This is a genomic window from Joostella sp. (assembly GCF_048266025.1).
In the GTDB taxonomy this organism is placed as follows: Bacteria; Bacteroidota; Bacteroidia; order Flavobacteriales; family Flavobacteriaceae; genus Galbibacter; species Galbibacter atrarenae.
In genome coordinates this window covers 111,612-137,002 of sequence record NZ_JBLXAF010000001.1, presented here as the reverse complement: position 1 = coordinate 137,002, position 25,391 = coordinate 111,612, and the positions used below count along the sequence as shown (strand labels likewise).

Annotated in this window: 20 protein-coding genes and 1 tRNA gene; 13 read left to right on the top strand and 8 right to left on the bottom strand. The window is 32.7% G+C overall.

Annotation, left to right across the window (positions count from 1 at the left end; translation table 11 throughout):
* The first annotated feature begins 199 nt into the window (after nt 1-199).
* The 3 genes from ACN0TY_RS00550 (at nt 200) to ACN0TY_RS00540 (ending at nt 2,908) form a co-directional block, all read left to right on the top strand.
* Nucleotides 200-1,342, top strand: coding sequence for a Fic family protein (locus ACN0TY_RS00550; RefSeq protein ID WP_417442959.1), 1,143 nt, complete (start codon nt 200-202; stop codon nt 1,340-1,342).
* Nucleotides 1,343-1,520: 178 nt separating this feature from the next.
* On the top strand, nt 1,521-2,153 hold the full coding sequence (locus ACN0TY_RS00545) for a response regulator (RefSeq protein ID WP_236959427.1): 633 nt from the start codon (nt 1,521-1,523) through the stop codon (nt 2,151-2,153).
* A gap of 419 nt (nt 2,154-2,572) precedes the next feature.
* Nucleotides 2,573-2,908 carry a hypothetical protein gene (locus ACN0TY_RS00540; protein WP_417442958.1) on the top strand — a complete coding sequence of 112 codons (336 nt, stop codon included), beginning with the start codon at nt 2,573-2,575 and terminating at the stop codon, nt 2,906-2,908.
* Between the two features lie 556 nt (nt 2,909-3,464).
* Here the strand turns inward: ACN0TY_RS00540 and ACN0TY_RS00535 are convergent.
* Nucleotides 3,465-3,540 (bottom strand) — tRNA-Phe (locus ACN0TY_RS00535).
* A 100-nt stretch (nt 3,541-3,640) separates the two neighbouring features.
* Here ACN0TY_RS00535 and ACN0TY_RS00530 point away from each other — a divergent pair.
* The 7 genes from ACN0TY_RS00530 to ACN0TY_RS00500 all read left to right on the top strand — a co-directional run bounded on the left by ACN0TY_RS00530 (nt 3,641) and on the right by ACN0TY_RS00500 (nt 11,476).
* A complete protein-coding gene (locus tag ACN0TY_RS00530; protein ID WP_417442957.1) occupies nt 3,641-4,369 on the top strand; it encodes a type III pantothenate kinase in 729 nt (242 codons plus the stop codon).
* The gene (locus ACN0TY_RS00525; protein ID WP_417442956.1) at nt 4,370-5,638 is read left to right on the top strand and encodes a hypothetical protein; all 1,269 of its coding nucleotides are present in this window, start codon (nt 4,370-4,372) and stop codon (nt 5,636-5,638) included.
* Nucleotides 5,639-5,674: 36 nt separating this feature from the next.
* Nucleotides 5,675-7,042 (top strand): tetratricopeptide repeat protein, encoded by a 1,368-nt coding sequence (locus tag ACN0TY_RS00520; RefSeq protein ID WP_417442955.1) that lies wholly within the window; start codon nt 5,675-5,677, stop codon nt 7,040-7,042.
* A gap of 25 nt (nt 7,043-7,067) precedes the next feature.
* Nucleotides 7,068-7,613, top strand: coding sequence for an LPS export ABC transporter periplasmic protein LptC (gene lptC / locus ACN0TY_RS00515; RefSeq protein WP_417442954.1), 546 nt, complete (start codon nt 7,068-7,070; stop codon nt 7,611-7,613).
* A gap of 69 nt (nt 7,614-7,682) precedes the next feature.
* The gene (locus ACN0TY_RS00510) at nt 7,683-7,877 is read left to right on the top strand and encodes a hypothetical protein (protein WP_417442953.1); all 195 of its coding nucleotides are present in this window, start codon (nt 7,683-7,685) and stop codon (nt 7,875-7,877) included.
* On the top strand, nt 7,878-9,152 hold the full coding sequence (locus tag ACN0TY_RS00505; protein WP_417442952.1) for a hemolysin family protein: 1,275 nt from the start codon (nt 7,878-7,880) through the stop codon (nt 9,150-9,152). It begins immediately after the preceding gene.
* Nucleotides 9,153-9,370: 218 nt separating this feature from the next.
* The gene (locus ACN0TY_RS00500; protein ID WP_236959414.1) at nt 9,371-11,476 is read left to right on the top strand and encodes a peptidylprolyl isomerase; all 2,106 of its coding nucleotides are present in this window, start codon (nt 9,371-9,373) and stop codon (nt 11,474-11,476) included.
* Nucleotides 11,477-11,535: 59 nt separating this feature from the next.
* Here ACN0TY_RS00500 and ACN0TY_RS00495 read toward each other — a convergent pair whose 3' ends face one another.
* Together ACN0TY_RS00495 and ACN0TY_RS00490 are read right to left on the bottom strand one after the other, a co-directional pair.
* Entirely contained in the window at nt 11,536-12,471 is a 936-nt protein-coding gene (locus tag ACN0TY_RS00495; RefSeq protein WP_417442951.1) for a GYDIA family GHMP kinase, read from the bottom strand.
* Nucleotides 12,461-13,789 carry a hydroxymethylglutaryl-CoA reductase, degradative gene (locus tag ACN0TY_RS00490; RefSeq protein WP_417442950.1) on the bottom strand — a complete coding sequence of 443 codons (1,329 nt, stop codon included), beginning with the start codon at nt 13,787-13,789 and terminating at the stop codon, nt 12,461-12,463. Before ACN0TY_RS00490 ends, ACN0TY_RS00495 begins: the two co-directional genes overlap by 11 nt.
* A 307-nt stretch (nt 13,790-14,096) precedes the next feature.
* Between ACN0TY_RS00490 and ACN0TY_RS00485 the strand changes: the two genes are divergently transcribed.
* Together ACN0TY_RS00485 and ACN0TY_RS00480 are read left to right on the top strand one after the other, a co-directional pair.
* The gene (locus ACN0TY_RS00485; RefSeq protein WP_417442949.1) at nt 14,097-16,277 is read left to right on the top strand and encodes a S9 family peptidase; all 2,181 of its coding nucleotides are present in this window, start codon (nt 14,097-14,099) and stop codon (nt 16,275-16,277) included.
* Between the two features lie 49 nt (nt 16,278-16,326).
* Nucleotides 16,327-17,934, top strand: coding sequence for a peptide MFS transporter (locus tag ACN0TY_RS00480; protein ID WP_417442948.1), 1,608 nt, complete (start codon nt 16,327-16,329; stop codon nt 17,932-17,934).
* A 12-nt stretch (nt 17,935-17,946) separates the two neighbouring features.
* On the opposite strand, the gene ACN0TY_RS00475 is transcribed toward ACN0TY_RS00480, so the two are convergent.
* The 5 genes from ACN0TY_RS00475 to surE are packed head-to-tail and all read right to left on the bottom strand — an operon-like array spanning nt 17,947 to nt 22,708.
* Entirely contained in the window at nt 17,947-19,950 is a 2,004-nt protein-coding gene (locus tag ACN0TY_RS00475) for a ComEC/Rec2 family competence protein (RefSeq protein WP_417442947.1), read from the bottom strand.
* A gap of 32 nt (nt 19,951-19,982) precedes the next feature.
* Nucleotides 19,983-20,498, bottom strand: a complete 516-nt coding sequence (locus ACN0TY_RS00470; RefSeq protein ID WP_236959408.1) for a C40 family peptidase — start codon at nt 20,496-20,498, stop codon at nt 19,983-19,985.
* A gap of 26 nt (nt 20,499-20,524) precedes the next feature.
* Complete coding sequence (lpxB, locus tag ACN0TY_RS00465) at nt 20,525-21,637, bottom strand: lipid-A-disaccharide synthase (RefSeq protein WP_417442946.1); 1,113 nt, start codon at nt 21,635-21,637, stop codon at nt 20,525-20,527.
* A gap of 17 nt (nt 21,638-21,654) precedes the next feature.
* On the bottom strand, nt 21,655-21,936 hold the full coding sequence (locus ACN0TY_RS00460) for a hypothetical protein (RefSeq protein ID WP_236959406.1): 282 nt from the start codon (nt 21,934-21,936) through the stop codon (nt 21,655-21,657).
* A complete protein-coding gene (gene surE, locus ACN0TY_RS00455; protein WP_236959405.1) occupies nt 21,929-22,708 on the bottom strand; it encodes a 5'/3'-nucleotidase SurE in 780 nt (259 codons plus the stop codon). The genes ACN0TY_RS00460 and surE overlap by 8 nt, the downstream gene beginning before the upstream one ends.
* Before the next feature lie 396 nt (nt 22,709-23,104).
* Here surE and ACN0TY_RS00450 point away from each other — a divergent pair, with 396 nt between their 5' ends.
* Nucleotides 23,105-25,324: a carboxy terminal-processing peptidase gene (locus ACN0TY_RS00450; protein ID WP_417442945.1), complete on the top strand. Its 2,220-nt coding sequence runs from the start codon at nt 23,105-23,107 to the stop codon at nt 25,322-25,324.
* The last annotated feature ends 67 nt before the right edge of the window (nt 25,325-25,391 follow it).

The window sequence follows — 25,391 nt, the reverse complement described above, 5'->3', positions numbered from 1 at the left end:
GCAAAAGTAAAGCTTCAATGAGAATTGGAGCTTTTTTGTTTTTATATACTTTTCTTCGTCTTCCTTTTTTTGTTTTCCTATTTGATGTAGTGTTGTTTTTTTGTTAATAATATTGGCTATTACGCCTATTTTTTTATTTTTAATGTGGCTTTAAATGTTTCCCTTAACTTCGTTATAAATTGATCTTAATATATATGTTATGGATGATTACAAAGCAGGAAGTTATATAATTCATAGGCGTTATGTGAATTTTCAACCCACATTCATAAATAAAGAGTGGCTTATTAATGATAGGGAAGTTTTAAGTTTATTAAGTAAAGCAGATAGGCAGGTCGGTAGACTAGATATGTTTTCAGAATATGTGAATATGGATATGTTTGTCAATATGCATATTTTCAAAGAGGTTGTGCAGTCTAGTAATATAGACGGAGCTTATCTCACTCTGGAAGAAGCTTTTATGAAGAAAGGTGACTTGGCTCAGGATAAAAAGGGGGCTTGGCAAGCTGTAAGAGATTGTGTGTCTGCAACGAATAAGGTTATAAATAGTTTAAAAAATCAGTCGCTTCAGGCATCTTTAATTAAGGAGGCTCATAAAACGCTCTCGGGTAAAAACAGAGCGGAGGAGTTTATGCCTGGAGAATATCGCCGAACTCAGAATTGGATTGGAGGTTCTTCGGTAATACATGCTTCCTTTGTGCCTCCAACACATAAGTCCATCGATTATTTAATGGAGGACCTTCTAGCTTTTGGAAATGATAAATCTAATGCGTTACCAGATCTTTTGAAGGTGGCGTTAATTCATTATCAATTTGAGACAATACATCCTTTTGTTGATGGTAATGGTAAAATTGGAAGGTTATTGATAGTTCTAAATTTAATTGATGAAAAACTTATCAGGCTTCCTATATTATATTTTTCAGATTATTTACAAAGGAATAAAGATGAGTATTTTAGGAGCTTGAATAAAGTGAGAAAGGATAATGACTTGCAGCAGTGGCTTAAATTCTTTTTAAAAGGAATTGCTGAGGTGGCGAAAGATGGAGCGGGGAATCTTAATAAGATACTCCAGATGCAAAGACTAGTAAATCGAGCTGTAAATAAATTGGATGAAAGTTCTGGCGAGGCTAAAAAGGTTGTAGCGTTTCTTTACTTAAATCCTGTAATAGATGTTAATGATGTAGTTGAGCTGATAAATGTATCAGAAGAACGTGCCAATACAATAATTAAAACCTTAGTAGAGTTAGGTATACTCTGTCATATTGATAGAGTTAGTCGTGTTGAAGTGTATTCATTTAAGAAATATATAGATCTTTTCGGTGTTCAAGGTTCTGGTAATAAGTAAGATAGTGTTTAATTAATTTGAAGAAATTTCACGTATAATAATTAAGAAATAAAGACTTTATCAATTTAATATGTCTTAGATTTGTAAAGTTTTACCATAAAATGAATATAAATACAGCTTTATTGAAAGTGATATAAAAGCTGTAATAATTAAACTGTAAAGAAAGGACTTTGTTGATATGCATGTAGTAATATTAGATGATCATAAAATGATTACCGATATGGTAAGGGAAATTCTTCAAGATGTCCCTGAGGTGCGTCATATTGAAACGTTTACTTCTCATTTAGAATTTTTAGGTTACTTAAAAGAGAATGAAGTGAATCTTATTATTCTAGATGTTTTTATGCCAGAAACTAATGGGTTGGAGGTTATTAAAGAAGTTAGGGCTTTTAAAAAGGATGATCAATATAAAATAATAGTATTGTCTTCTTCAGTTTCTACAAAAATAATGAGAGATGCTATTTCTTTAGGGGCTAACGCTTATATAACGAAGCAAGACGCTGTATCCGACTTAATTTCTGCGATTGTACATTTCAAAGAGGGTAATTCTAAGCCTTACTTTAGTAAAAATGCAACCCTAGCTATGGTTGATAATTTTCATAAAAAAGATGTGAAGTTGTCTCCGCGTGAAACGCAATTGTTACAGTTAATGTGTGATGGAATGACGGCAAAAGAGATTGCTTTTGAGTTAGACCTTAGTGTGAATACAATTCATTTCTATAGTAAGCGACTTATGGCTAAAATGGATGTGAATAGAACTGTAGATCTTATTCTTAAAGCCTTAGAGGAAGGCTATGTTATTTCTAAATAAAGTTTCTTCAAGAGTTAGTCTCTTATATAGCAACGTCTGCAAGTAATCTTTGTAGATGTTTTTCTGTTTAAAAACCTTATAAAAATATGTCTTCGTAAAGTGATACATTAAAATTAATGTATCACTTTACGAAATAAGACTGTAGTTGATTTTTTTTATTCAAAGCCTGCCTGTTCTACATTTGCAATGAGTTAAAACTCTATAAAATCTTTTTGTAGAGTGTAGGCTTTAGGTTGGTTTATTGTTAAAGACTTAAGGAATGAAGGGTAATAAATAAAAATTAGTAGGTTTTTTTATTTTGCTTTATAAGTGGGTTAAATCTCTTGTGAATATTCTCTCCTTAAGTCTTTTCTTATTTATAGCCTAGATGATAAGATTGATTTTTGTTTGCTCCAAGCTTTTAAATAAATAATTATAATATGGAAGTGTTGGTTTATGATCCTCAAGGCGCCTTTTCGAAAATGTTGCAAAAAAGTGATTTGAGTTATGGGGAATTTCACGTTAGTAAAGATCTAACGGATGTGAATTTTGATGAGAACGATTATGTGGCAGTTGTGTTTTTTGCATACAGTGCAGGAGATTTACTAAGCTTATTGGGCGTGTATAAAAGGAATATCCCGATAATTCTTTGTTCTTTGGATAAAGAAGTTTATAAGAAAGCTCAAGGTGTATACGGAGTCATTTCTGTCGATATGACAAAGCATAAAAGTGAAATAATAGAATATTTTAATTCGATTTTATCGGTTACAGTTTAGTTAGATAAATTTAAAACTAATTCAGATGACACATTTTTTGATAGCAAAAGCTAGTTTTTATGGAATAATAGCCGGTGCAGATTATGAAATTTTATTGGTTTTCCTTTTAGTGCTTATAATTTTAAAAAAGAGAATTGTTTAAGTCTTTTTAAGGCTACAAAAATATATTAAACCTTCAGCAGATATTTATTTGTTGAAGGTTTTTTCTTTTTCATAGGTTATGTCGATAATTTTATTTTAATCTAAGAATATTGTAGGACTGGGCTGTTGTTTGAAGATTGCTGTAAATATGATTAGGAAAAGTCTTACGTTTATAACTTTCAGCTGTTCTAAAGTTCTCTCTTGTTTTTTAAAGTAATGTTGGGTGGTTTAATCAAAAATTATCATTCAAAACAAAGGTTGTGAATCTTGCGGTTTTCTTTTGGTTTGTTGTAGAGTGTTTTTGGGTAATAAATCAGGCAGTTGGTTCTGTTTAGGCTTGCTTTTTTTATTTTGATTAAGGGAAAGTATAAAACCAAAAAACCCGATTGCCATATAAATGGAATCGGGCTTTTAGTGGTGGTGCCTCCAGGAATCGAACCAGGGACACAAGGATTTTCAGTCCTTTGCTCTACCAACTGAGCTAAGGCACCAGTGCGTCATTGCGGGTGCAAATATAGAATCAAATTTAATATCTACAAAATAATTTTAGAAAAAAATGGTTTTGTAACTTTACAACTTTAATAATTAGGCATGAATTTAATAGTAGATGTTGGAAATTCTTTTATAAAACTAGCTGTTTTTAAGGGAGATATGTTTTTGGAAGTTTTGCAGACTGAGGAAAAAAATATTTTAAAAAATTTTTCAAATATTTTCAAAAAGTACCCGATGATCCGCCATATTATGATTTCTTCAGTAGGAAAACTATCCGAAGAGCATATAAAAGCAATGGCTGTTTTTGCTCCTGTCTCCATGCTTACTTCAGATTCTAAAGTGCCTTTTAGGAATCAATATGCTACTCCAAAGACTTTAGGGGTAGATAGAATTGCTCTTATTGCAGCCGCTTATTATAAGTATAGCGCTCAAAATTGCTTAGTTATAGATGCGGGGAGTTGTATAACGTATGATTTTTTAAGTGAAGATGGGGTTTATAAGGGAGGAGCAATTTCCCCCGGGGTTCATATGAGGTATAAGGCCATGAATGCATATACTGCAAAGCTTCCATTGGTATCTTCTCTTGATTTTGAAGACTTTATTGGAGACTCTACACAAAGTTGTATGATTTCGGGAGTAGTGAACGGAACCGTTAATGAAATCGAAGGTGTAATACTACAATATATTGATAGATTTAAAGATTTAACAGTTATTTTAACAGGTGGTGATAGTCATTTTTTGTCTAAAAGATTAAAAAGTAGCATATTTGCTCATCCGAATTTCCTCTTGGAGGGAGTTAATTATATTTTAGAACTCAACAAACACTGAATGATTAAAAAGATTTTTATTGTAATTGTATTATTTATATGTAGTTACAGTTTTGCGCAGGAGGGAAGTGTATCACCATATTCTTTTTACGGAACAGGAGACCAACGTTTTAAGGGATTGGTAGAAAATAGATCGATGGGGGGTATTAGTGTTTATACAGACAGTATACACTTAAATCTTAATAACCCTGCATCTTTAGGAAAGCTTAAATTAACTGCATTTACTGTTGGTGGAGGTTATCATTCTTTAGATTTAGCAACAGATGAAGGTAGTGAAAATGCTTCGGATGTAACTTTCGATTATTTGGCAGTTGGAGTTCCTTTAGGAAATAACATGGGAATGAGCTTTGGTTTAGTGCCTTGGACTTCTGTAGGATACCGAGTAAGATCTTTAGATGAAGATGCTTCTCCAGCTCAATTGGATAGATATTCAGGTGAAGGTGGAATTAATAAAGCATTTTTTGCTTATGGTTTTACTTTTTTAAATAATTTTAGCCTCGGAGGAAAAGTAAATTTTAATTTTGGAAAAATAGAAAAGGAGTCAGTCCGCTTTTTGGAAGGGATTCAATATGGAACAAGAATACAGAACAATTCAGAATACAGTGGGTTTGATTATAGCTTCTCATTAAATTATGATGCTGAGTTGACTAAAAATTTAGAATTGAAATCTTCTGTATTGTATACGCCAGCAACAAAGATTACCTCTAGTAATGATAGGTCAATATCAACAATTTTAACAAATTCCGCTGGTTTAGAGGTGCCAAGAGTTACTGAGGATGTAGATTTAGGAGCGTTAGGACTTAATTCTACTTACTTACATTTACCAGAATCTTATACATTAGGATTAGGTGTGGGAAAAAAATACACATGGTTTATAGGTGGTGAGTATGAAATAACTAAGTCTAGTGAGTTTGAGAATGAATTTATAGATGTGGTGAATGGAGCTTATGAAGATGGAAATAGATTTTCTGTAGGTGGTTTTTGGACTCCTGATTATGATTCTTACGCAAGTTACTGGAAAAGAGTGACATATAGAATAGGAATGAAGAATGAAAAGACTGGTCTGTTAGTTAATAATGTGCCTGTTCACGACTTTGGCATGTCTTTTGGTTTAGGTTTACCGATGAATGGTTTTTCTAATGCCAATGTAGGTGTGGAATTTGGAAAAAGAGGAAGTACTTATTTAGGAAGAATTGAAGAAAACTATTTCAATGTTTTTATAAGTTTGTCATTAAACGACAGATGGTTTAGAAAGAATTTAATTAGATAGATAAATATATAATACGTTAACCATAAAATTACATAAATGAAAAAGAAGATTTCTATATTGGTTGGTGTTCTAGGGGTTGCCTTTGTTACATTAGGGCAAGCACAGAACCCTGAATGTCCACAAAATTTATCCGTATTTGCCGAGCATGCGAAAGTTAAAAACTATGACGCTGCATATGAACCATGGAAAATGGTATATGAAAATTGTCCAGAATTGCATTGGGCTACATTCCACTATGGAGAAAGAATTTTAAAAGATAAAATTGAAAAGGATCCTGCAAATAAAGATAAGTATGTTACTATGCTTACCGAGCTTTATAAAAAAGGACCTGAGTATTTTCCAAAAAGATATACAAAGGCTGGTGCAGATATAGATGCAGCTTTATTAATGAATGATCAGAAAATGGGTTCTGATGAAGAGATCTATAACTTATTAGATAAAGCATATAAGGAAGATAAAGATGGATTTAAAAATCCAAAAGCTTTATACCTTTATTTCTCTACGTTAGTTGATCTTAATGCAGCTGGTAAAAAAGACCTTCAAGAGGTTTTTGATACATATGATGATGTAACAGGAAAGATTGCTGAAGAGAATCAAGAGTTAGGAGAAACTATTGTTAAGTATGTGCCTAAAGAAGATGCAGGAACATTAACTAGTAAAGAGACTAAAATATTAGCTGCAGCAAGACAGAATGGAGAAAACTACGAAAAAATTAGTGGTAGTGTTGATGCTAAATTAGGTAAGTTAGCAGACTGTGATAACTTAATTCCTCTTTATCAGAAAAATTTCGAAGCTCATAAAACAGATGCTGCATGGTTAAAGAGTGCTGCAGGAAGAATGGATTCTAAAGATTGTACAGGAGATCCAATGTTTGTGAAATTAGTAGAGGCGTTAGATCAAATTGAGCCATCTGCAAGTTCTAAATACTACCTAGGTTCTTTATATGAAGAGCAAGGGAATAGTAGTAAAGCAACTGAGTTCTATAAACAGTCAATAGACTTAGAAACTGATCCTATTAAAAAAGCTACTAAGTTAACAAGAATGTCTAGTAAAGCTTCTAAAAGAGGTCAGAAGTCTAGTGCTAGAACATACGCTCAACAAGCTTTATCTTTAAACCCAGCAAACGGAACGCCATATTTAATTATAGCAAGTCTATATGCTAATAGTGCAAATGATTGTGGAAGTACAACTTTCGAGAAAAGAGCAATTTACTGGAAAGCTGCTGAAGTAGCTAGAAAAGCTGGTCAAGTAGATCCATCTTTAAAAAGTAGATCTGCACAAGCTGCTGCAAGTTATGCTGGTAGAGCACCAAGTAAGCAAGATATTTTTAGCTCTGGTATGGCAGGAAAAACAATCCAATTTAACTGTTGGGTTGGAGGAAGTGTAAAAGTTCCTAGCTTGTAAAATGAAATTTAGTTTAAAATATACATTGATTAACATTGTCACAGTATTTGCTGTGACAATGTTTTTTTCATGTGAAGGTAATTTGAAGGAAGTTCAAAAGATAAATGCTATTAATAAAACTCCCGTTGGTATTGCCGAAAATTTTGTGCTGAAGTATACAGATTCTACAAGATTAACAGCTGTAGTAAGTGGTCCTGTATTCGAGGATTACGCAAACCAGGCTTTTCCTTACCGTGAATTCCCAAAGGGTTTTCATGTGGATTTTTATGATAAGGATAATCAAAAGAGTAGCGCTTCAGCAAATTATGGTATTATTTATTCAGATACCAAGCTTATCGATATGAAGGGGAATGTTGTCCTTAAAACATACGATGGCAAAATATTAAATGCCCCTCAGTTGTATTACGATCAAGAAAATCAATGGATTTTTACTGAAGGGGATTATAAATTCACCAGCCCAGATTTAAATATGCAAGGGGTGGGTATAGACTTCAATAAAGAGTTTACAGTAGTGAGCTCTCATGGTAACTCTGGAACTGCTGTCGTAAAAGATAGTGAAGATACAGAGTAAAAAATTCGCTTATTTCCAACTTTTCTTTACATTTGATTAAAAGAAATCTATTTTCTTATAAAAATAAATATGAAGTATTTTAAAATTTTTGAGATTGCTTACCTTGTTGTTGCTGTTATTTCTGTGGTAGAAGTAGTGCAGCAATGGAATGTTGACCGAAACAGAGCATATTTGTTCTTGTTTTTTGCTGTTATTTCTATTGGAATGTTTTTCTTTAGAAGGTATTACCGTAAAAGATTTGGAGGTAGGCAAAACAAAGAATAGATGCAAATCGACATAATTATTATAATTTTATCTCTTATCTTATCTGCATTCTTTTCTGGGATGGAGATAGCGTATGTTTCTTCAAATAAAATACATATAGAAATAGAGAAAAAGCAAGGAGGTGTTTTAGCTAAGGTTTTAACGAAACTTACTAAGAAACCTTCAAAGTTTATTGCTACTATGCTTGTGGGGAATAACATAGCGCTAGTTGTCTATGGTATTTATATGGGAGAGGTAATTATAAATTCTCTATATCCAGAATATATAGGGAGAGAAAGCCTTCCTTTTAATATTATTTTAGTTCAAACTGTAATCTCTACTTTGATAATTCTTATCACAGCAGAGTTTCTTCCGAAGGTTTTTTTTCAAATTTATGCCAATAGCTTGCTTAAGATTTTTGCAATTCCAGCATATATATTTTATATGTTGTTTTCTTTTATTTCTTCCTTTATTATATGGATTTCAGATCTAGTTTTAAAGGTGTTTTTTAAGACTGATGGAGATGATGTGCAACTAGCTTTTAGTAAAGTAGAGTTAGGGGATTACATTTCTGAACAAATGGAAGCTGCAAATGAAGAAGATGATATGGATTCTGAGATTCAGCTTTTTCAAAATGCTTTGGAATTTGCAGAAGTAAAGGCTCGGGAAGTAATGATTCCTAGAACGGAAATTACTGCTGTAGAATTAGAGGAACTCCCTAAAGGAATAAGTAAGATTTTTACTGAAACAGGTTTTTCTAAAATCTTGGTCTACAAAGAAACAATTGATGATATTATTGGTTATGTGCATTCATTTGACTTATTTAAAAAACCAGCAGACATTAAGTCTGTAATGATGCCAGTGGAATATGTTCCTGAAACTATACTAATAAGCGATGTACTCGAGATTCTTATAAAGAAGAGAAAGAGTATCGCTGTGGTTTTAGATGAATACGGAGGAACTTCTGGGATTATGACGGTAGAGGATATTGTAGAGGAATTATTCGGAGAAATAGAAGATGAACATGATAGTGTAGAACTTATAGAAGAACAGTTAAATGAAAGAGAGTATAAGTTTTCTGCAAGATTAGAAGTCGATTATTTAAATGAAGAGTACAAGCTGGATTTACCAGAAGGTGAGAATTATGAAACTTTAGGGGGGCTTATAGTGAGTTATCTTGGAGAAATCCCTTCAAAAGAAGAAGTTGTAAACATAGAAGAATATCAATTTACAATCCTTGAGGTTAGTAACACAAAAATAGATCTTGTATCTCTTAAATTGCGTGAAGACGACTAGTTTTATTACGAAGTTAGAAGCTTAGCGTCTTCTTCTTTTTTCGTTAAATAGTGCCGAATCCATTGAAATTATAGCAATTTGTAGTCTATTTTTTAGGTAATAGTCACCTATTTATGAATCATATTTAATAAAATCCTTAATAATTGCATCTTCAGGTTTTTATTATTCCAAAAAAGTGGTATTTTCGCCCACATTAATTTAATAAATTGTATTGATAAATGGCAATTCTAGAAAAAATTAGAAGTCGTTCACTAATCTTAATTTTAGTGATAGGTTTGGCTTTATTTTCATTTGTTATTTCCGGAGTTTTTAGTAATAGTTCAGGTACTGGAAAAACAACTGTAGGAGAAGTAAATGGAGAAAGTATTTCGCGACAAGAGTTCGCGTACAAGGTGGAGAACGCTTCCAGAAGGTATGGTGCAAATGCTACTACAGTTCAAGTTGTAAACCAAGTATGGAATCAAGAAGTTAGAAATATTGTTTTAGAGCAAGAATTCGAAGATCTTGGTATTAATATTGAAAAAGATCAGATATTAGAGGTTGTTAAAGCAAATCCTGCTTTCGCTTCAGATCCTACTTTTCAAAATGAAGCTGGTGTTTTTGATGAAGGGAAATTCATCGAATTTATTGCAGACTTACAAGCAAACAATCCAGCAGGATATCAACAATGGCAATTACAAGAAGATGCGTTAATCAATGCTTCTAAAGAGCAGTCTTACTTCAACTTAATAAAAGCTGGTGTAGGAACTACTTTAAAAGAAGGAGAATTAGCTTATCATTTAGAAAGTGATAAAGTAGACGTAAAATATGTACGTGTACCTTACACTTCTATTGCAGATAGTACAATTAATGTTTCAGATAGTGAGATCAATGCTTACGTTAAGGAACACAAAAATGAATTTGATCAAGAGGCTTCTAGAGATATTCGTTATGTATATTTCGAAGAGAAAGCTTCTGATGAAGATATCAATGAAGCAAAAGCTAGTTTAGCTAAACTTTTAAAGAATAGCGTTGTTTATAACGAAACTACTAAGAATAACGATACTGTAGCTGGGTTTAAAACGACAACAAATATTCAAGACTTCGTAAGTAGAAATTCTGATATCAAGAATGATACTACTTATTTGGCGAAAAAGGATTTGCCTATAGCATTCGCAGATACACTTTATAACCTTCCTGTTGGTGAGGTTTATGGGCCATATAAAGATGGAGATTTCTTTAAAATCACTAGAATGGTGGCTAAGAAAAAAGGTGGTTCTGTAAAAGCAAGTCATATTCTTATCTCTTATGATGGTTCTCAAGCGCAGCCTTCTGAGCCAAGAACTAAAGAAGAGGCAGAGGCTAAAGCAAAATCTCTTTTAGCTCAAGTAAAATCTAATCCAGATGATTTTGCTACTTTGGCAAGAGAAAATTCTGAAGATCCTGGTTCTGCTAGCCGTGGAGGAACTTATGATGATATTCCTGAAGGGCAAATGGTTCCTGCTTTTAATGATTATATTTTTGATAATGAAATCGGATCTATCGGATTGGTTGAAACAGATTTTGGTTTTCATATTATTAAAGTTGAAGATAAATACGACGTTGTTCAATTAGCAACTGTAGCGAGAGAAATCGAGCCATCAGAAAGAACTACTAGCGATCTTTATACAGAAACTACAAAATTTGAAATGGCTGCTGCAGAAGGAGATTTCCAAGCAATAGCTAAAGAGTCAAACTACTCTGTACGTCCTGTAAATAAAATTCAAGCTTTAGATGAAAATGTACCTGGAGTTGGAAACCAACGTAGTATTGTACAATGGGCTTTTAATGCTGAAACTGAAGTTGGAGATGTTAAGCGTTTTAATACGCCAAGCGGATACGCAATAGTGCAGTTAACTGGAATTAGAAAAGCTGGTTTAGCAACTGCTAAAGATGCTTCTGCTCAAGTTTTACCAATCTTAAGAAAACAAAAGAAAGCAGCAATTATCATGAAAGAGAATGCTGGAAAATCTTTAGACGAATTCGCTAAGACTAATAATGTTAATGTTACTGCTGGTTCTGGACTTACTATGAAGACACCAACAATAGCTGGTGCTGGTAGAGAGCCTAAAGTTGTAGGTACTGCAATGGCACTTTCTAATGGAGAGACTTCTGGTTTAATTGAAGGTGAAAATGGAGTATTTATGGTTTCTGTTACTAAAAAGGAGATCGCTCCTTCTTTAGAGAACTATACTACATACGCAAACACTCAAAAATCACTTAATAGAAATAGAGCAAGTTTGGCTGCTTATAATGCATTGAAAAATGCTGCAGAAATTGAAGATGAAAGAGCAGATATTTACTAATGTAAATGCTGTTTAAAAATAGATCATAATAAAAAAGCTCCTTTAAAGGGAGCTTTTTTTTATGCAATCATTTCTTCATAAGAGAGAATAGTGTGATACCCTTTTTTATTGAAGTAATTGGTTGTATAGGCTTTTTCTCCTGTTGCTAAGATAAAATCTCCTCCCCATGCTCCAAGGCTTTTAATTTCACCTTTAAAGTCTTTAAAAAGGTGGTCTTTTACGGGTTGTAGTTTAATGATAGAAGCTATTACTTCTTCGTGTTCTTTAAGGAGGTTTTCAAATAGAGTTAGGCTTTGTGCGTTTTGTATTTTTTCAGTAAGTATATCGATGCTTTTTATTGCTTTAGCTTTATCTTCTGAAGATGTAGCTTTACGATACCTATCAATTCCTTCCCTGCTATTTTGTTTTTTATTCAAGTGGATAAAAAACAGCTGATCTTTAAAAGCAGGATCAAATTTTACAGTTTCTATTTGTGGGTTTTTATGTTCTAATTTATAAACTATGGGACTATCATTTTGTGCGCAAGCAATATCATACCCACTTCCAGAAAAGCTATTCCATAGCAAAGTAAAAGCATTTACATTTGCCCAAGATGCTATGTTATTAATTAGTGTAGAGGAAGAACCCAATCCCCAATTTTCTGGAAATTCTAGTTTTGTAATGACTTTAACTCCTTTAGCTCCTTTTAAAAAACTAGGGTTTAGAGCCTTTGCTTCGGTTAATATATTAAGTAATGTTTCTGTGATCTGATTGTTAGTTGTGTTTATTATAGCATCTTCAGTTTTATTTTCTAGCCTAAGAAGGTCTATTTCTGTTGTAAACCACTCTTCATCGTTATGACGAAGGGCTTTCCATAAAATGGTTTTACTTTCTGTTTCTTCAACGGTTAATGTTTGTCCAAATTTGGTTGGTAGCGCTAAGCTTTTCGCACCATCTAAAACAGTGTATTCCCCAGTAATTAATAACTTACCGTTGCTATGATATTTATGAAGCATCTTTTTCTCTTAATGAGTTAAAAGCACTAATTACTCCGCTATGAGTAATGGTTTTGTCTTTATAATAAGCTGCAAAGTATTCTTTCTCTTTTGCAGTAGCTCCCAGTTGATTTAAGATATTCATAAGATGCATTTTCATATGTCCTTTCTGAATACCGTCTGTAACAAGAGATCGTAATGCTGCAAAATTTTGAGCTAAACCAGCTACAGCAATTATTTGCATTAATTCTTCAGCTGAAGGTTTTTCTAAAATTTCTAATGATAATTTCACCAAAGGATGTAAGCTTGTGAGTCCGCCAACAGTTCCAATTGCTAATGGAATTTCAATCCAAAACTTGAAAATACCATTTTCAATCTCTGCATGAGTTAAGCTTTTGTAGCTTCCAGATTTTGCAGCGTAAGCATGAGCTCCAGCTTCAATAGCTCTAAAATCATTTCCAGTAGCTAGAACAACGGCATCAATACCATTCATAATCCCTTTATTATGTGTAACTGCCCTATGTGGTTCTGCATTTGCAATGGCAACCGCACGAACAATCTTTTCAGCAAAAGCTATAGGAGTTAAGTTTTTGTCTTCATTTAAATCTTCAACCTTGCAACTTACTGAAGCCTTTACGATGCAATTAGGGACGTAATTGGAAAGGATACTCATCACTATTTCAAGATCTTTTTCTTCAGTAGTAAATAAAGAAAAGTGTTGAGCTTCTTCTTTAAAAGTCTTTGCAATACGCTCTAAACAGGAGTTTATAAAGTTAGCTCCCATTGCGTCCAACGTTTCAAAAGTACAATGAAGCTGGTAGTAGCTGTTAAGTTCAGAAGTTTTATTTCTTAAAGTTATATCTGTAATCCCACCACCACGCTTACGCATATTCTCTGTAATGTCGTTTGTGGAAGCAATTAATTTTGATTTTATTTCTGAAAAGAAAGTTTCTAATTTAGAGTCGTCACCATAAAACATGAAATGTACCTGACCTATTTTTTCAGTGCCTAGAACTTCTGTTTTAAAGCCTCCACGTTGTTGCCAGTATTTGGCGGCTTTACCTGCTGCGGCTACAACAGAACTTTCTTCAATGGCCATTGGGATGGTGTGGTACTTTCCATTGATTAAAAAATTTGGAGCGATTCCTAGAGGAAGGTAAAAATTAGAAATGGTGTTTTCTATAAATTCATCGTGAAGCAATTGGAGCTTAGCATCGCTATTCCAATATTGAGCTACTATTGTTTTTCCTTCTTCTTTGTTTATAAAATGATTCTTTGCAAGCCACTCAATTTTTTGATCTTTGGTAAGCTTAGAAAATCCGTTTACAGGTATTGCCATTTGAATGTATGATTATTAAATGGCAAAGATAATGATTCTCATTGGAGAAGATAAGAACTAAAAAGACTACTTATTTTAGCAAGAATATTGATCTATGTAATGTAATTGGAACTTATTTTTTGTGGAGCTTGCTTTGTTTCTATTCATATTATAACCCACTTTGTAGCCTACTGCCTACAGTAAATAGAAAAATTATTAATTAAACCTTATAAGTCCCTATTATAAGTAATGTTTAACGTCAAAAGTTATCGTATATGTGAAATTTTTAGTAAACTTGACGGTTTTTTAATCAATACATAACAATTTAATGAAGAGACATTATACGTTACTCCTAGTAATGATAGGATTAGTTTCCCTCACAACTGCACAAGATAAAAAAATTACATTAGAAGAAATATGGGGAGGTGCTTTTCGCACCGAAGGAATGGATGTTTTACACTCCATGAAAGATGGTAAACAATACACTGTTTTAAATTTTGATAGAAGTTCTAAAAGTTCTGCAATCGATAAATACAATTATGAGACTTTAGAGAAAGTGGAAACCATCGTTTCTTCTGCGGATTTAGATGGAATTAAATATTTTTCATCTTATACATTTAGTGAAGATGAGTCAAAGTTGATTTTGGCAACAGATGTGGAATCAATTTTTAGAAGGTCTACTTTAGGGAAATTTTATGTGTATGATATCGCTTCAAAAGAAGTTGAACTAATTTCAGAAAATAAAATACAAGAGCCAACACTTTCTCCAGACGGCTCTAAAGTAGCTTATGTTTTCGAAAATAATATTTATATAAAAAACCTAGGTGATGGGAGTACTTCTCAAGTAACTACAGATGGTGAGAAGAATAAAATCATCAATGGGGTTACCGATTGGGTATATGAAGAAGAATTTGCTTTTGTAAGAGCTTTCGATTGGAATAAAACAGGAACTTATTTAGCTTACATTCGTTTTGATGAAAGAGAAGTTCCAGAATTTTCAATGGATGTTTATGGTAAAACACTTTACCCTACACAACATGAGTTTAAGTACCCTAAAGCAGGAGAAAACAACTCAAAAGTAAGCCTTTTTACTTATGATGTTGCTGCTAAGAAAACAGAAGAAGTAGCATTGAATGATGCTTATTATATTCCTAGAATAGAGTGGACAAACGATGCAGATGTTTTAAGTGCACAAGTAATGAATCGTCATCAAAACGATTTAAAGCTTTATTTTTATAATGTAAATAAAGGTGCTGAAGTAGTACTTCATGAAACAGACAAGGCATACATTGATGTAACAGATAACCTTACCTTTTTAGCTGATAATAGCTTTATTTGGACAAGTGAAAAAGATGGTTACAATCACATTTATCACTACAACAAAACAGGGAAATTACTTAATCAAGTAACAGAAGGCCCTTGGGAAGTTACTAACTACTATGGATATGATAAAAAGAACGATCGTGTCTTTTATCAATCAGTAGAGAATGGTTCTATAAACAGAGATGTTTATGCCATTAAGCTAAATGGAAAAGGTAAAAAAAGACTTTCTACTGAAGAAGGAACAAATAATGCGACTTTTAGTGCCGATTTCAGTTACTTTATCAATTCATATTCTAGTGCTTCAACACCAGCTAGATATACATTAAACGATAGTAAAACTGGAAAAGAGTTAAAAGAGATCGTAAATAATGAGGCATTGCTTAAAAAAGTGTCTGCTTATGAAATTTCACCAAAAGAATTTTCTACCATTAATATCAATGGTAATGATTTAAATATGTGGACTATCAAGCCTAAAGATTTTGATCCAAATAAAGAATATCCATTATTTATGTTTCAATATTCTGGACCAGGTTCTCAGCAAGTAGCTAATAGATGGATGGCATCTAATGATTACTGGTACCAAATGCTTGCAGAAAAAGGATATGTTATCGCTTGTGTAGATGGAAGAGGAACAGGATTTAAAGGAGCTGAGTTTAAAAAAGTAACTTATAAAGAATTAGGAAAATACGAAGTAGAAGACCAAATAGCAGTTGCTAAGAAATTAGGAAATCTTCCGTATATTGACAAAGAAAGAATCGGTATCTGGGGATGGAGCTATGGAGGTTTTATGAGTACTAATAGTATTTTAAAAGGAAATGATGTATTTAGTATGGCAATCGCTGTTGCTCCAGTTACAAGCTGGCGTTTTTATGACAGTATTTATACAGAAAGATATATGCAAACTCCACAGGAAAATGCAAGCGGATATGATGAAAATTCACCGTTAAGTTACCCTGAATTGTTAAAAGGCGATTACTTGTTAATCCACGGAACTGGAGACGATAACGTGCATGTTCAAAACACGATGAGAATGGCAGAAGCGCTTATTCAAGCAAATAAGCAATTTGATTGGGCAATTTACCCAGATAAAAACCATGGTATTTATGGTGGTAATACACGTTTACAGTTATATACTAAAATGACCAACTTTATCGATGAGCATTTAGGTGCAGAATCAAAAAAATAAGAAGTTCAAAAAAGATTAACGATAACAATACTAATTAAAATAATTATAGATGGAGTTTAAATTTGGTGGTTCAGAAACAAATCAAAAGACTGTTTTAGGTCACCCTTCGGGGTTATTTGTTCTGTTCTTTACAGAAATGTGGGAACGCTTTTCTTATTATGGAATGCGTGCGCTATTGGTTTTATTTTTAACAGCGTCATTATTAAAAGAAGGCTGGGGATGGGAAAGAGATGATGCTTTATTATTATACGGATGGTACACAGGTTTGGTATATTTAACTCCAATAATAGGTGGTTTTATTGCAGATAAACTTATGGGGTACCGTAAAGCGGTAGTTTTAGGAGCATTTATAATGACTGCAGGTCATGCTTCTATGGCTTTAGAAGGTTTTTCTAGTTATTTTTTCTACCTAGGTTTATTGTGTCTTATTATCGGAAATGGTTTGTTCAAGCCTAATGTTTCCTCTATGGTAGGTCAGTTATATAAAGATCAAGGAAAAGAGAAAGATGCGGGATATACTATCTTTTACATGGGTATTAATGCAGGTGCATTTTTAGGAATTTTACTTTGTGGATATATAGGGGAGAAAGTAGGATGGCATTATGGATTTGGTTTAGCTGGAATCTTTATGTTTTTAGGGATGTTACAGTTTTACTTCGCTCAAAAGATATTTGGGGATATAGGATTGTCTCCAGAGCAAGAAAAGAAATTGGTAGAGACTGAATTTTCAGATTTAGATGATAAAATAGCTGAGCCTTCAAAACAAGTAAGAGAAGCTAAAGCTGCTAAAGAAGTGGAAGATAAAATTGTAGTTCGAGATAGAATTACCGTAATTTCTATTTTTGCATTATTTACCATTTTCTTTTGGTGGGCATTTGAACAAGCAGGTGGATCGATGACTATTTTTGCTGCTGATTATACAGATAGAGCTTTAATAGGAAACGCAGCTACAACTTTTAAAATAGTTAATACTATTATTACAGTTGTTCCAATGCTTATAATTAGCTGGGTCTTATTACAATTATTTAGACAAACGTTTGGAAAATTTGCCTTATCTAATGTTTGGTTAGGTTTAAGTTTTGTTATTATATGGGGAATTGTTTTATGGATGTTGAAGAGAGAGTTTTCAGCTGATGCAACAGAAGTTCCTGCATCTTGGTTTTCTGTACTAAACTCTTTATTTATTATACTTTTTGCACCCTTATTCTCAAAAATATGGGAAAGCAAATTTAACCCATCAGGGCCAATTAAATTTGCTTTAGGTCTTGTGCTTCTAGGAGTTGGTTTTGCCATCTTATCTTATGGTGCTTTTACGATCCCAGAGGGAGCAAAAACAGCTTCTGTAAGTTTAATGTTTTTAGTATTTGCTTACTTGTTCCATACATTAGGAGAGCTTTGTGTGTCTCCAGTAGGATTATCTTATGTAAGTAAATTAGCGCCAGTTAAATTGGTGGGACTTATGTTCGGAATATGGTTTGTAGCAAACTTTATTGCAAATCTATTGGGAGGTGTAACAGGAAGTTATATAGATACTATTTCTGAGCAGTATGGACTGTCTGCATTCTTCCTAATGTTTACTGTTATACCATTTGCGGCAGCATTTATTTTAGTGCTATTAAACCCGATGATGAAACGTAAAATGCATGGAATAAAATAGTATTTATTCAAATTAATCTAATATAAAAGCTCCCTTTTCACCAGTATAGTGAAAAGGGATTTTTTGTTTTATACAGCTCGCTCTCCACATTTTTATAAACGATTTATAGTTACTCCCATCTGCAATAACTTTGTTAGGCTTTAGTTGAAATAATACCCTCTCTAAATTAATCTTAGGAGAATAAGTAAGTATTAGCAAGTCAGTTTTATTCTTTTGATACACATTTGTACTATCTATAATTGTGAAGTTTTTCTTTTTAAGCTGAAATGTTTGTGGCGACTTCAAATGGCTTATAGTTTTTATGTTTTCTCCGATGCTATACGCTTTAATAATGTTTTTTGTTGCTACTGAAGTGTCATTTACCTGAAGTGATCTTCCTTTTTGTATTGATGATAATGAGATTCTAGTCCGATGAAACAAAGTGAATTTGCTTTGTAGTTGCGACTGATGGTTTTGATATAAAATGGTGGAAGAAAATATTAGAAAGCTTCCAATACCCATTACTAAATTTCTTTTTGAATAATTCTTCAATAGAATCACCAAAGCAATAATTAATATGGATGTTGTAATTAAATTAGCTCCTGTAAAATAGATTTTCCTAAAGATGAAATCTTCTTGATTAGCAATCCATCCTATAAGTAAATTCATGATTTTAATAATAGTAAAATATATTTCAGCAATAAAATTTGGGAGAATATTTAAAAGAGCGAGGATAATAATTACAAATCCAAAACCTAAAAGCATACCTATAAACGGAACGATTACTAAATTGGAAATAAAGAATAATCCTGGGAATTGGTGAAAATAGTATAATGTAAGAGGTAATACACTCAGCTGAGCGGCGACACTCACTGTTAGTAGCTTCCACAAGTATAAAACAAGCTTATTTCGAGGACTCCATAGCGCAACTAAGGTAGGTTGGATCCAAACAATTCCAAAAACAGCAACATAACTTAGTTGGAAGCCAACATCAAATATAAAACTAGGTTTAAATAGAAGAAGTATAAACATAGATCCAATAAGAGCGAGGTTTATATTTTTAGCTCTGTTTAATTTTTCTGCATATGCTATGAAGGTGAACATAGTTACCGAACGGACAATAGAAGGACTTAATCCAGCTATTATAGCAAAGATCCATAGCAGTGTAATTATTATTATCACTCCTATAGTCTTACCATGCTTTATTCTATTTAAGGGTTTTAATAAAAAACTCAGTAGTAAGTATAGAATTCCGATGTGTAATCCAGAAATAGCTAATAAATGTATTGCTCCAGCTGCTGCATATTCTTGATAAACGTCTTTTGATATTCCTTGTCGTTGTCCTAATAAAAGAGCGTTTACCACGGCTATTTCTTCTTTGTAAGGGTATTTAGAAAGTTTTTTGTTGATGGTTTCTCTAAATATAGCTGCATACCCTCTAATTGTTTTATAGGAGTTAGGAATGCGTTTTAATTCGTGCGATTTAGTAGTTAACTGATGGTAGATCTGTTGCGTAGCCAAATACTTTTTATAGTCGAATTGATGCGGATTTAGTGGTGCATTTACCTCTTTTAGGAGAGTATTCGTACTGTATTCAAAGTCAGTTTTTGGTAAGTTCTTCTCGGAAATGCTATCCCGAACTAAATTAAGGATAATATTACCATTGCTTTTTTTGTTATTGATGCGATATACATTTGCTTCATATTTATAATAATAATCACTATGCTTAAGTTGCTTAGATATTTTTAAAAATATAGAGTCTCCTAATTGGTATTTTTTTGAATAGTGTTCAGGATTCTGGTTAGAATGAATAGTAGCATTTAGTACTCCAATTAAGAAAACTGTAGCTAGTAGTAGTAAACTATAGATTGTGCTGGTGGCAATCTTTTTATGATAGGAAAATAGTAGTGAAACTATTATAAATGAAGATAGCAGATATAAAGTATACTGTAGTTCTATTTCAAAAGTATAGCCACTATAAATTCCTAGTAAGAGGAAAATTAGGAGTTTTAAAATAGGATATTTTAGTGTTTTCACAGCGCTTAAACACTAAATATATAAAAAATAATCTATAAAACTCTTCTAGCGTGATTAAAAGCATAATTCCAGTAACCTTCACTTAATGAGGATACTAAAACTCCTCGCGATGTTGTGGAGTGGATAAAACGAATATCATTTCCTTTTACGTCTACAACAAGGCCAACATGGTTTATTTTACGACTGCTTTTATTGGTTGTAAAAAATAGGAGATCTCCTTTTTCAACAGCATTTAACTTAATTTTCTTTCCTTGAGTAGCCATCATATAAGAGGCTCTTTGTAATGCGATGTCATTCTCCTTAAAAGAAGTGTAAATAAGACCCGAGCAATCCATCCCTCTTTTGGTAGTTCCGCCATATTTATATGGAGTACCGTTATAAGAAAATGCAGATTTTATAATTTCATTAGCCTCTTTAGAGCCTTTACTTTCTTTATAAGAAACTTCACTTTTTGTAGGCTTTCCTCCCTTTACAGAAACTGTTTTTTTAGTCGACTTACACGAGGCTATTGCAGCTGTAATAAAAAGGATTAAAATTACTTTTTTCATTATTTAAATTTGGGTTTGGGGGTAAATTAAGAAATTTTACTGTAAATAAGTTGGGCTGCATTTTTACTAGCTCCTTTTCCTCCTAGTTTTTTCTCTAATTCAAAATAATCTAAAAAAATGCGTTCCCTTATCTGAGGATCAAGAATTTTTGTCAATTCTGCTTTTAGATTTTTGGTATTTAGATCATCTTGGATAAGTTCTTTAACAACTTCTTTATCCATTATTAAATTCACTAAAGAGATAAACTTAAGGGTTATTATACGTTTTGCAATCTGGTAACTTATCCAATTAGCTTTATAACATACCACTTCAGGAACTTTAAAAATTGCTGTTTCTAAGGTTGCCGTTCCGCTGGTTACTAAAGCAGCTTTGGAAACACTTAATAAATCATAGGTTTTTCCAGTTACAAAATGAACGTTCTTTTTTCCGATAAATTGCTCATAAAAATGGTATTCTTGACTAGGAGCACCAGCAATTACAAATTGATAATCTGTAAAATCATCTACAACACTCAACATTATTGAGAGCATATTTGTAATTTCTTGCTTCCTACTTCCCGGAAGCAATGCTATGATTTCTCTATTATCTAAATTATTATTTTTCCTAAAATCATCAGGAAGCACCTGTGGTCTATTCCCAATTGCATCGAGTAGGGGATGACCAACAAAGTTTACAGGATAATTATGTTTGTCTTCGTAAAATTCTTTTTCAAAAGGAAGAATCACAAACATCTCATCGACATCTCTTTTTATGGCTTCTATTCTACTTTCTCTGGAAGCCCATATTTGTGGAGATACATAATAAAAAGTTTTATAATTTTGCTGTTTTGCCCACTTTGCAATTCGGAGGTTAAAACCAGAGTAATCTATAAATAGGAGTACATCTGGATTGTATTTTTCTATATCTTCTTTACAGAACTTTATGTTTGTAAATATCTTACGCAAATTTATAACCACTTCAAAAAAGCCCATAAAAGACTGATCTTTATAGTGCTTTACTAGATCTACGCCAGCAGCTTGCATAAGATCACCACCCCAGCCTCTAAAAGATGCATTGGGATCCACTTTTGTAAGCTCTTTTACAAGGTTAGAGGCATGTAAGTCTCCAGAAGCTTCTCCAGAAATAATATAATACTTCACGTGATATAGATTTTACTTTAAAATATTTTCAATAACAAGATAATAAAAGCAGTCAAGAAAGTTGCTATTAAAACCCCTTTGGCTCGGAGATCTCTCTTCAGTTTAATGAAACCAAAGAAAGCAACTAGATTTAATAATGCTCCTAAAGCTAATAAACTACCAAATTGACCTTGCTCTCTAGCTATAATAAAACTTTCTTCAATACTAAAGTCAGAAAAAAGTAAAACATATAACAAGGTTCCTATAATATTAGCTATAACTCCAACAGCGAATCCTATTAATATTTCCTTTTTAGTCATTTAAATTCCATGTATTTAAATCTTGAATAGCATGATGAGCTGTTAAATCAAACTGTACAGGAACCAAAGAAACATATCCGTTTGCAAGAGCCCATTCATCTGTGTCTTCACCCTTATCTTGATTTACAAACTTACCAGAAAGCCAATAATATTCTCTTCCCATCGGATTGGTACGTTTGTCAAACTCTTCAACCCATCTTGCATTTGCTTGTCTACAAACCTTAATTCCTTTGATGTCTTTTTCTTTTAATTTCGGGAAATTAACGTTTAGAACTACATTTTTTGGCATTCCATTTTTTAAAGCATTCATGGTAATTGCCTTTACGTATTTTTTAACTGATTCAAAATCTGCTTCCCAAGAATAATCGCATAAAGAAAAACCTATTGCAGGGATTCCTTCTACACCAGCTTCTACAGCAGCACTCATCGTTCCAGAGTAAATTACGTTGATGGAAGAATTAGAACCATGATTAATTCCGCTTACGCAAATATCAGGACGTTTATTTAAAATTTCATTTACAGCCAACTTTACACAGTCTACAGGAGTTCCGCTGCAACTATATTCTAATTGTACATCCTCTTCTTTAATTGTAATTGGGCTACAATAAAGAGTAGAATTAACAGTAATGGCATGTCCCATTCCACTTTGAGGGCTGTCTGGAGCAACTACAATGACATCACCGATTTCATTCATTACATCTATTAATGCTCTAATTCCAGGAGCAGTAATTCCATCGTCGTTTGTTACCAGTATTAAGGGTCTTTTTTTCATGTTCATATTTCATTTGTGTTGCTAAAATAATCATTTTAATACTTAAAGTAATTATACATGCATAGAAGTTTATTTCCAATGGAGAGCCTACTTTATTGTCTTGTTATATTACTAGTAAATCTAGGGATTTCTTAAAGAATTGCTGAATAATTAGGGTTTAACAAAATATTAGTTGATTTGTAATGTTGTGGCACGATTTTTTCCTTAATTTAGTTAATCTTAACTGAGAAAATGGAAAAATAAAATCTAAGAGAAAACGTATAAAAATGAATTCTGTTAGTATATTTTATTAAATTACGTTAGTATTTTCGTGTTTATCGATTTTAAAAATACTTCGTTTTATAAATGAAAATATTTAATGTTTGAGAGATGTAGATCTCTATAAAAAAAATGTAAATGAAAAGGAATTTTGTGTATTTGCTAGCAGCGTTATTAATATCTGCTGCATCTTGTAGTTTTACGAATAAAACATTTGACAATCCAGATAAAGATAAACTTCTTCTAGACTTGATATCCTATGTGCTAGAAAATGGTCATTTTAATCCTAAAGATATAGATGATGATTTTTCTGAACACGTGTATGATAATTATATAGAGGCTTTAGATCCGTTAAAGCGCTATTTCTTGCAAAGTGATATCGATGAGTTTAGTAAATATAGATCTGCGATAGATGACCAAATAAAAACATCTGATATTACTTTCTTTAACCTTACATATGATAGACTTATGCAGCGTATGGACGAAGCTTCTGTAATGTATAAAGATGTTTTAGAAACTCCATATGATTATAACGAAGATGAAGTAATTGATGTGGATTATGAAAATTTATCCTATGCAAAGACTAAGGATGAGTTGTGGCAACGTTGGAGAACTCAGCTTAAATTTTCTACTATAGAGCGCTATGTAAGTGCTACTGAAGTTGTAGAAAATGAAGAAGACGTTAAGAATGAAATGACACAACATGGTGTTAATGGAGTTGTTGTAGATGAAAAAGGAACACCTGTTAATCCAGAAAGTAGCAGTGCAGATGAAGATGAAGAACTTCCGAAAGATCCTATTGCTTTAGAAAAAGAAACCCGTGAAGCTACTCAAAAAACATTGACAGAATATTTTGAGTTCATGGGAGATTTACAACGTAAAGATTGGTTTGTAGTGTATATCAATTCTATTGTTGAAGAGTTTGATCCTCATACTTTTTATTTTGCACCAGATGATAAAGAAAGATTTGATGTTAGTATGTCTGGTAAGTTTGAAGGGATTGGAGCTAGATTGCAAAAGAAAAATGACCATATAAAAATAGTGGAAATTATTTCTGGAGGACCAGCTTGGAGAGCTAATAACATGGAAGTTGGTGACGAAATTATGAAAGTTGGCCAAGAAGGAGAAACTCCTGTGAGTGTTGTAGGAATGCGTTTAGAAGATGCTGTCAAGTTAATAAAAGGACCAAAAGGATCTAAAGTTTTATTAACAATGAAGCGTTTAGATGGAACTGTAGATGAAATTGCTATTGAGCGTGATATCGTAGAGTTAGAAGAATCTTATGCTAAATCTTCTACCGTTAAAAAAGGAGAGAGAACTTTTGGAATTATAAACTTACCTAAGTTTTATATAGATTTTGAAGATTATAAAAATAGAAATGCAGCATCAGATGTTGCTAAAGAAATAGAAGAGCTTAAAACTGCTGGAGTAGAAGGAATTGTTCTTGATCTTAGAGATAACGGAGGAGGTTCTTTAAAAACTGTGGTAGATATGGCTGGACTATTTATAAAAGAAGGTCCAATTGTACAAGTGAAGTCTACTGGTCAGAAAAAAGAAGTGCTTTCTGATACAGATGATAGCGTGCAATGGGATGGTCCTTTGGTGATACTTGTTAATGAGCTTTCTGCTTCTGCTTCTGAAATACTTGCTGCTGCTATGCAGGATTATAAGAGAGCAATTATCTTAGGAAGTAAGCAAACTTATGGAAAAGGAACTGTTCAGAATGTAATCGATTTAAATCAATTTTTAAGAGGTAATACAGAATATGGAGATGTTGGAGCTCTAAAAATGACAACCCAGAAGTTTTATCGAATTAATGGAGGGTCTACGCAGCTTGAAGGAGTGAAAAGTGATGTAGTAGTTCCAGACAGATATAGCTACAGCAATATTGGTGAGAAAGATCAAGAGAATCCACTTCCATGGGATAAAATAGAGGCTGTTTCTTATAAAGATTGGGCTGGATATATTGATTATGAAGAAACAATAGAGAAGAGTAAAGCTCGTATGGCAAACAACAGCCAATTGAAGCTTATAGATGAAAATGCTCAGTGGGTAAAAGCACAGCAAGAAGAGAAAGTCTATCCTTTAAATATCGATGAATATAAAGCAGAGATTGAAAAAGATGAAGAGGTGTTAAAACGTTTCAGAAAAATCACTGATTACCAAACAGATCTTTCTTTTAAATCATTGCCTTATGAAGATGAGTTAATGGTTAAAGACAGTATTCTTAAGGAAAAGAGAGAGCGTTGGCATAAAAATTTATCTAAAGATGTTTATATCGAAGAGGCTTTAAATGTCTTAGAGGATTTAAAAATAAATAATATAAAGAAGAATAAAGTAGTACAGGTAAAGGGGTAAACCCTTATTAATATACCGACTGCCAACAAAAAGCGATTAAGTATTTATTTACTTAATCGCTTTTTTG

Bases quoted from the DNA above. Each gene is read 5' to 3' on its own strand.
- ACN0TY_RS00550 (WP_417442959.1), top strand. From the start codon at position 200: ATGGATGATTACAAAGCAGGAAGTTATATAATTCATAGGCGTTATGTG.
- ACN0TY_RS00545 (WP_236959427.1), top strand. From the start codon at position 1,521: ATGCATGTAGTAATATTAGATGATCATAAAATGATTACCGATATGGTA.
- ACN0TY_RS00540 (WP_417442958.1), top strand. From the start codon at position 2,573: ATGGAAGTGTTGGTTTATGATCCTCAAGGCGCCTTTTCGAAAATGTTG.
- ACN0TY_RS00530 (WP_417442957.1), top strand. From the start codon at position 3,641: ATGAATTTAATAGTAGATGTTGGAAATTCTTTTATAAAACTAGCTGTT.
- ACN0TY_RS00525 (WP_417442956.1), top strand. From the start codon at position 4,370: ATGATTAAAAAGATTTTTATTGTAATTGTATTATTTATATGTAGTTAC.
- ACN0TY_RS00520 (WP_417442955.1), top strand. From the start codon at position 5,675: ATGAAAAAGAAGATTTCTATATTGGTTGGTGTTCTAGGGGTTGCCTTT.
- ACN0TY_RS00510 (WP_417442953.1), top strand. From the start codon at position 7,683: ATGAAGTATTTTAAAATTTTTGAGATTGCTTACCTTGTTGTTGCTGTT.
- ACN0TY_RS00505 (WP_417442952.1), top strand. From the start codon at position 7,878: ATGCAAATCGACATAATTATTATAATTTTATCTCTTATCTTATCTGCA.
- ACN0TY_RS00500 (WP_236959414.1), top strand. From the start codon at position 9,371: ATGGCAATTCTAGAAAAAATTAGAAGTCGTTCACTAATCTTAATTTTA.
- ACN0TY_RS00495 (WP_417442951.1), bottom strand. From the start codon at position 12,471: ATGCTTCATAAATATCATAGCAACGGTAAGTTATTAATTACTGGGGAA.
- ACN0TY_RS00490 (WP_417442950.1), bottom strand. From the start codon at position 13,789: ATGGCAATACCTGTAAACGGATTTTCTAAGCTTACCAAAGATCAAAAA.
- ACN0TY_RS00485 (WP_417442949.1), top strand. From the start codon at position 14,097: ATGAAGAGACATTATACGTTACTCCTAGTAATGATAGGATTAGTTTCC.
- ACN0TY_RS00480 (WP_417442948.1), top strand. From the start codon at position 16,327: ATGGAGTTTAAATTTGGTGGTTCAGAAACAAATCAAAAGACTGTTTTA.
- ACN0TY_RS00470 (WP_236959408.1), bottom strand. From the start codon at position 20,498: ATGAAAAAAGTAATTTTAATCCTTTTTATTACAGCTGCAATAGCCTCG.
- ACN0TY_RS00460 (WP_236959406.1), bottom strand. From the start codon at position 21,936: ATGACTAAAAAGGAAATATTAATAGGATTCGCTGTTGGAGTTATAGCT.
- surE (WP_236959405.1), bottom strand. From the start codon at position 22,708: ATGAAAAAAAGACCCTTAATACTGGTAACAAACGACGATGGAATTACT.
- ACN0TY_RS00450 (WP_417442945.1), top strand. From the start codon at position 23,105: ATGAAAAGGAATTTTGTGTATTTGCTAGCAGCGTTATTAATATCTGCT.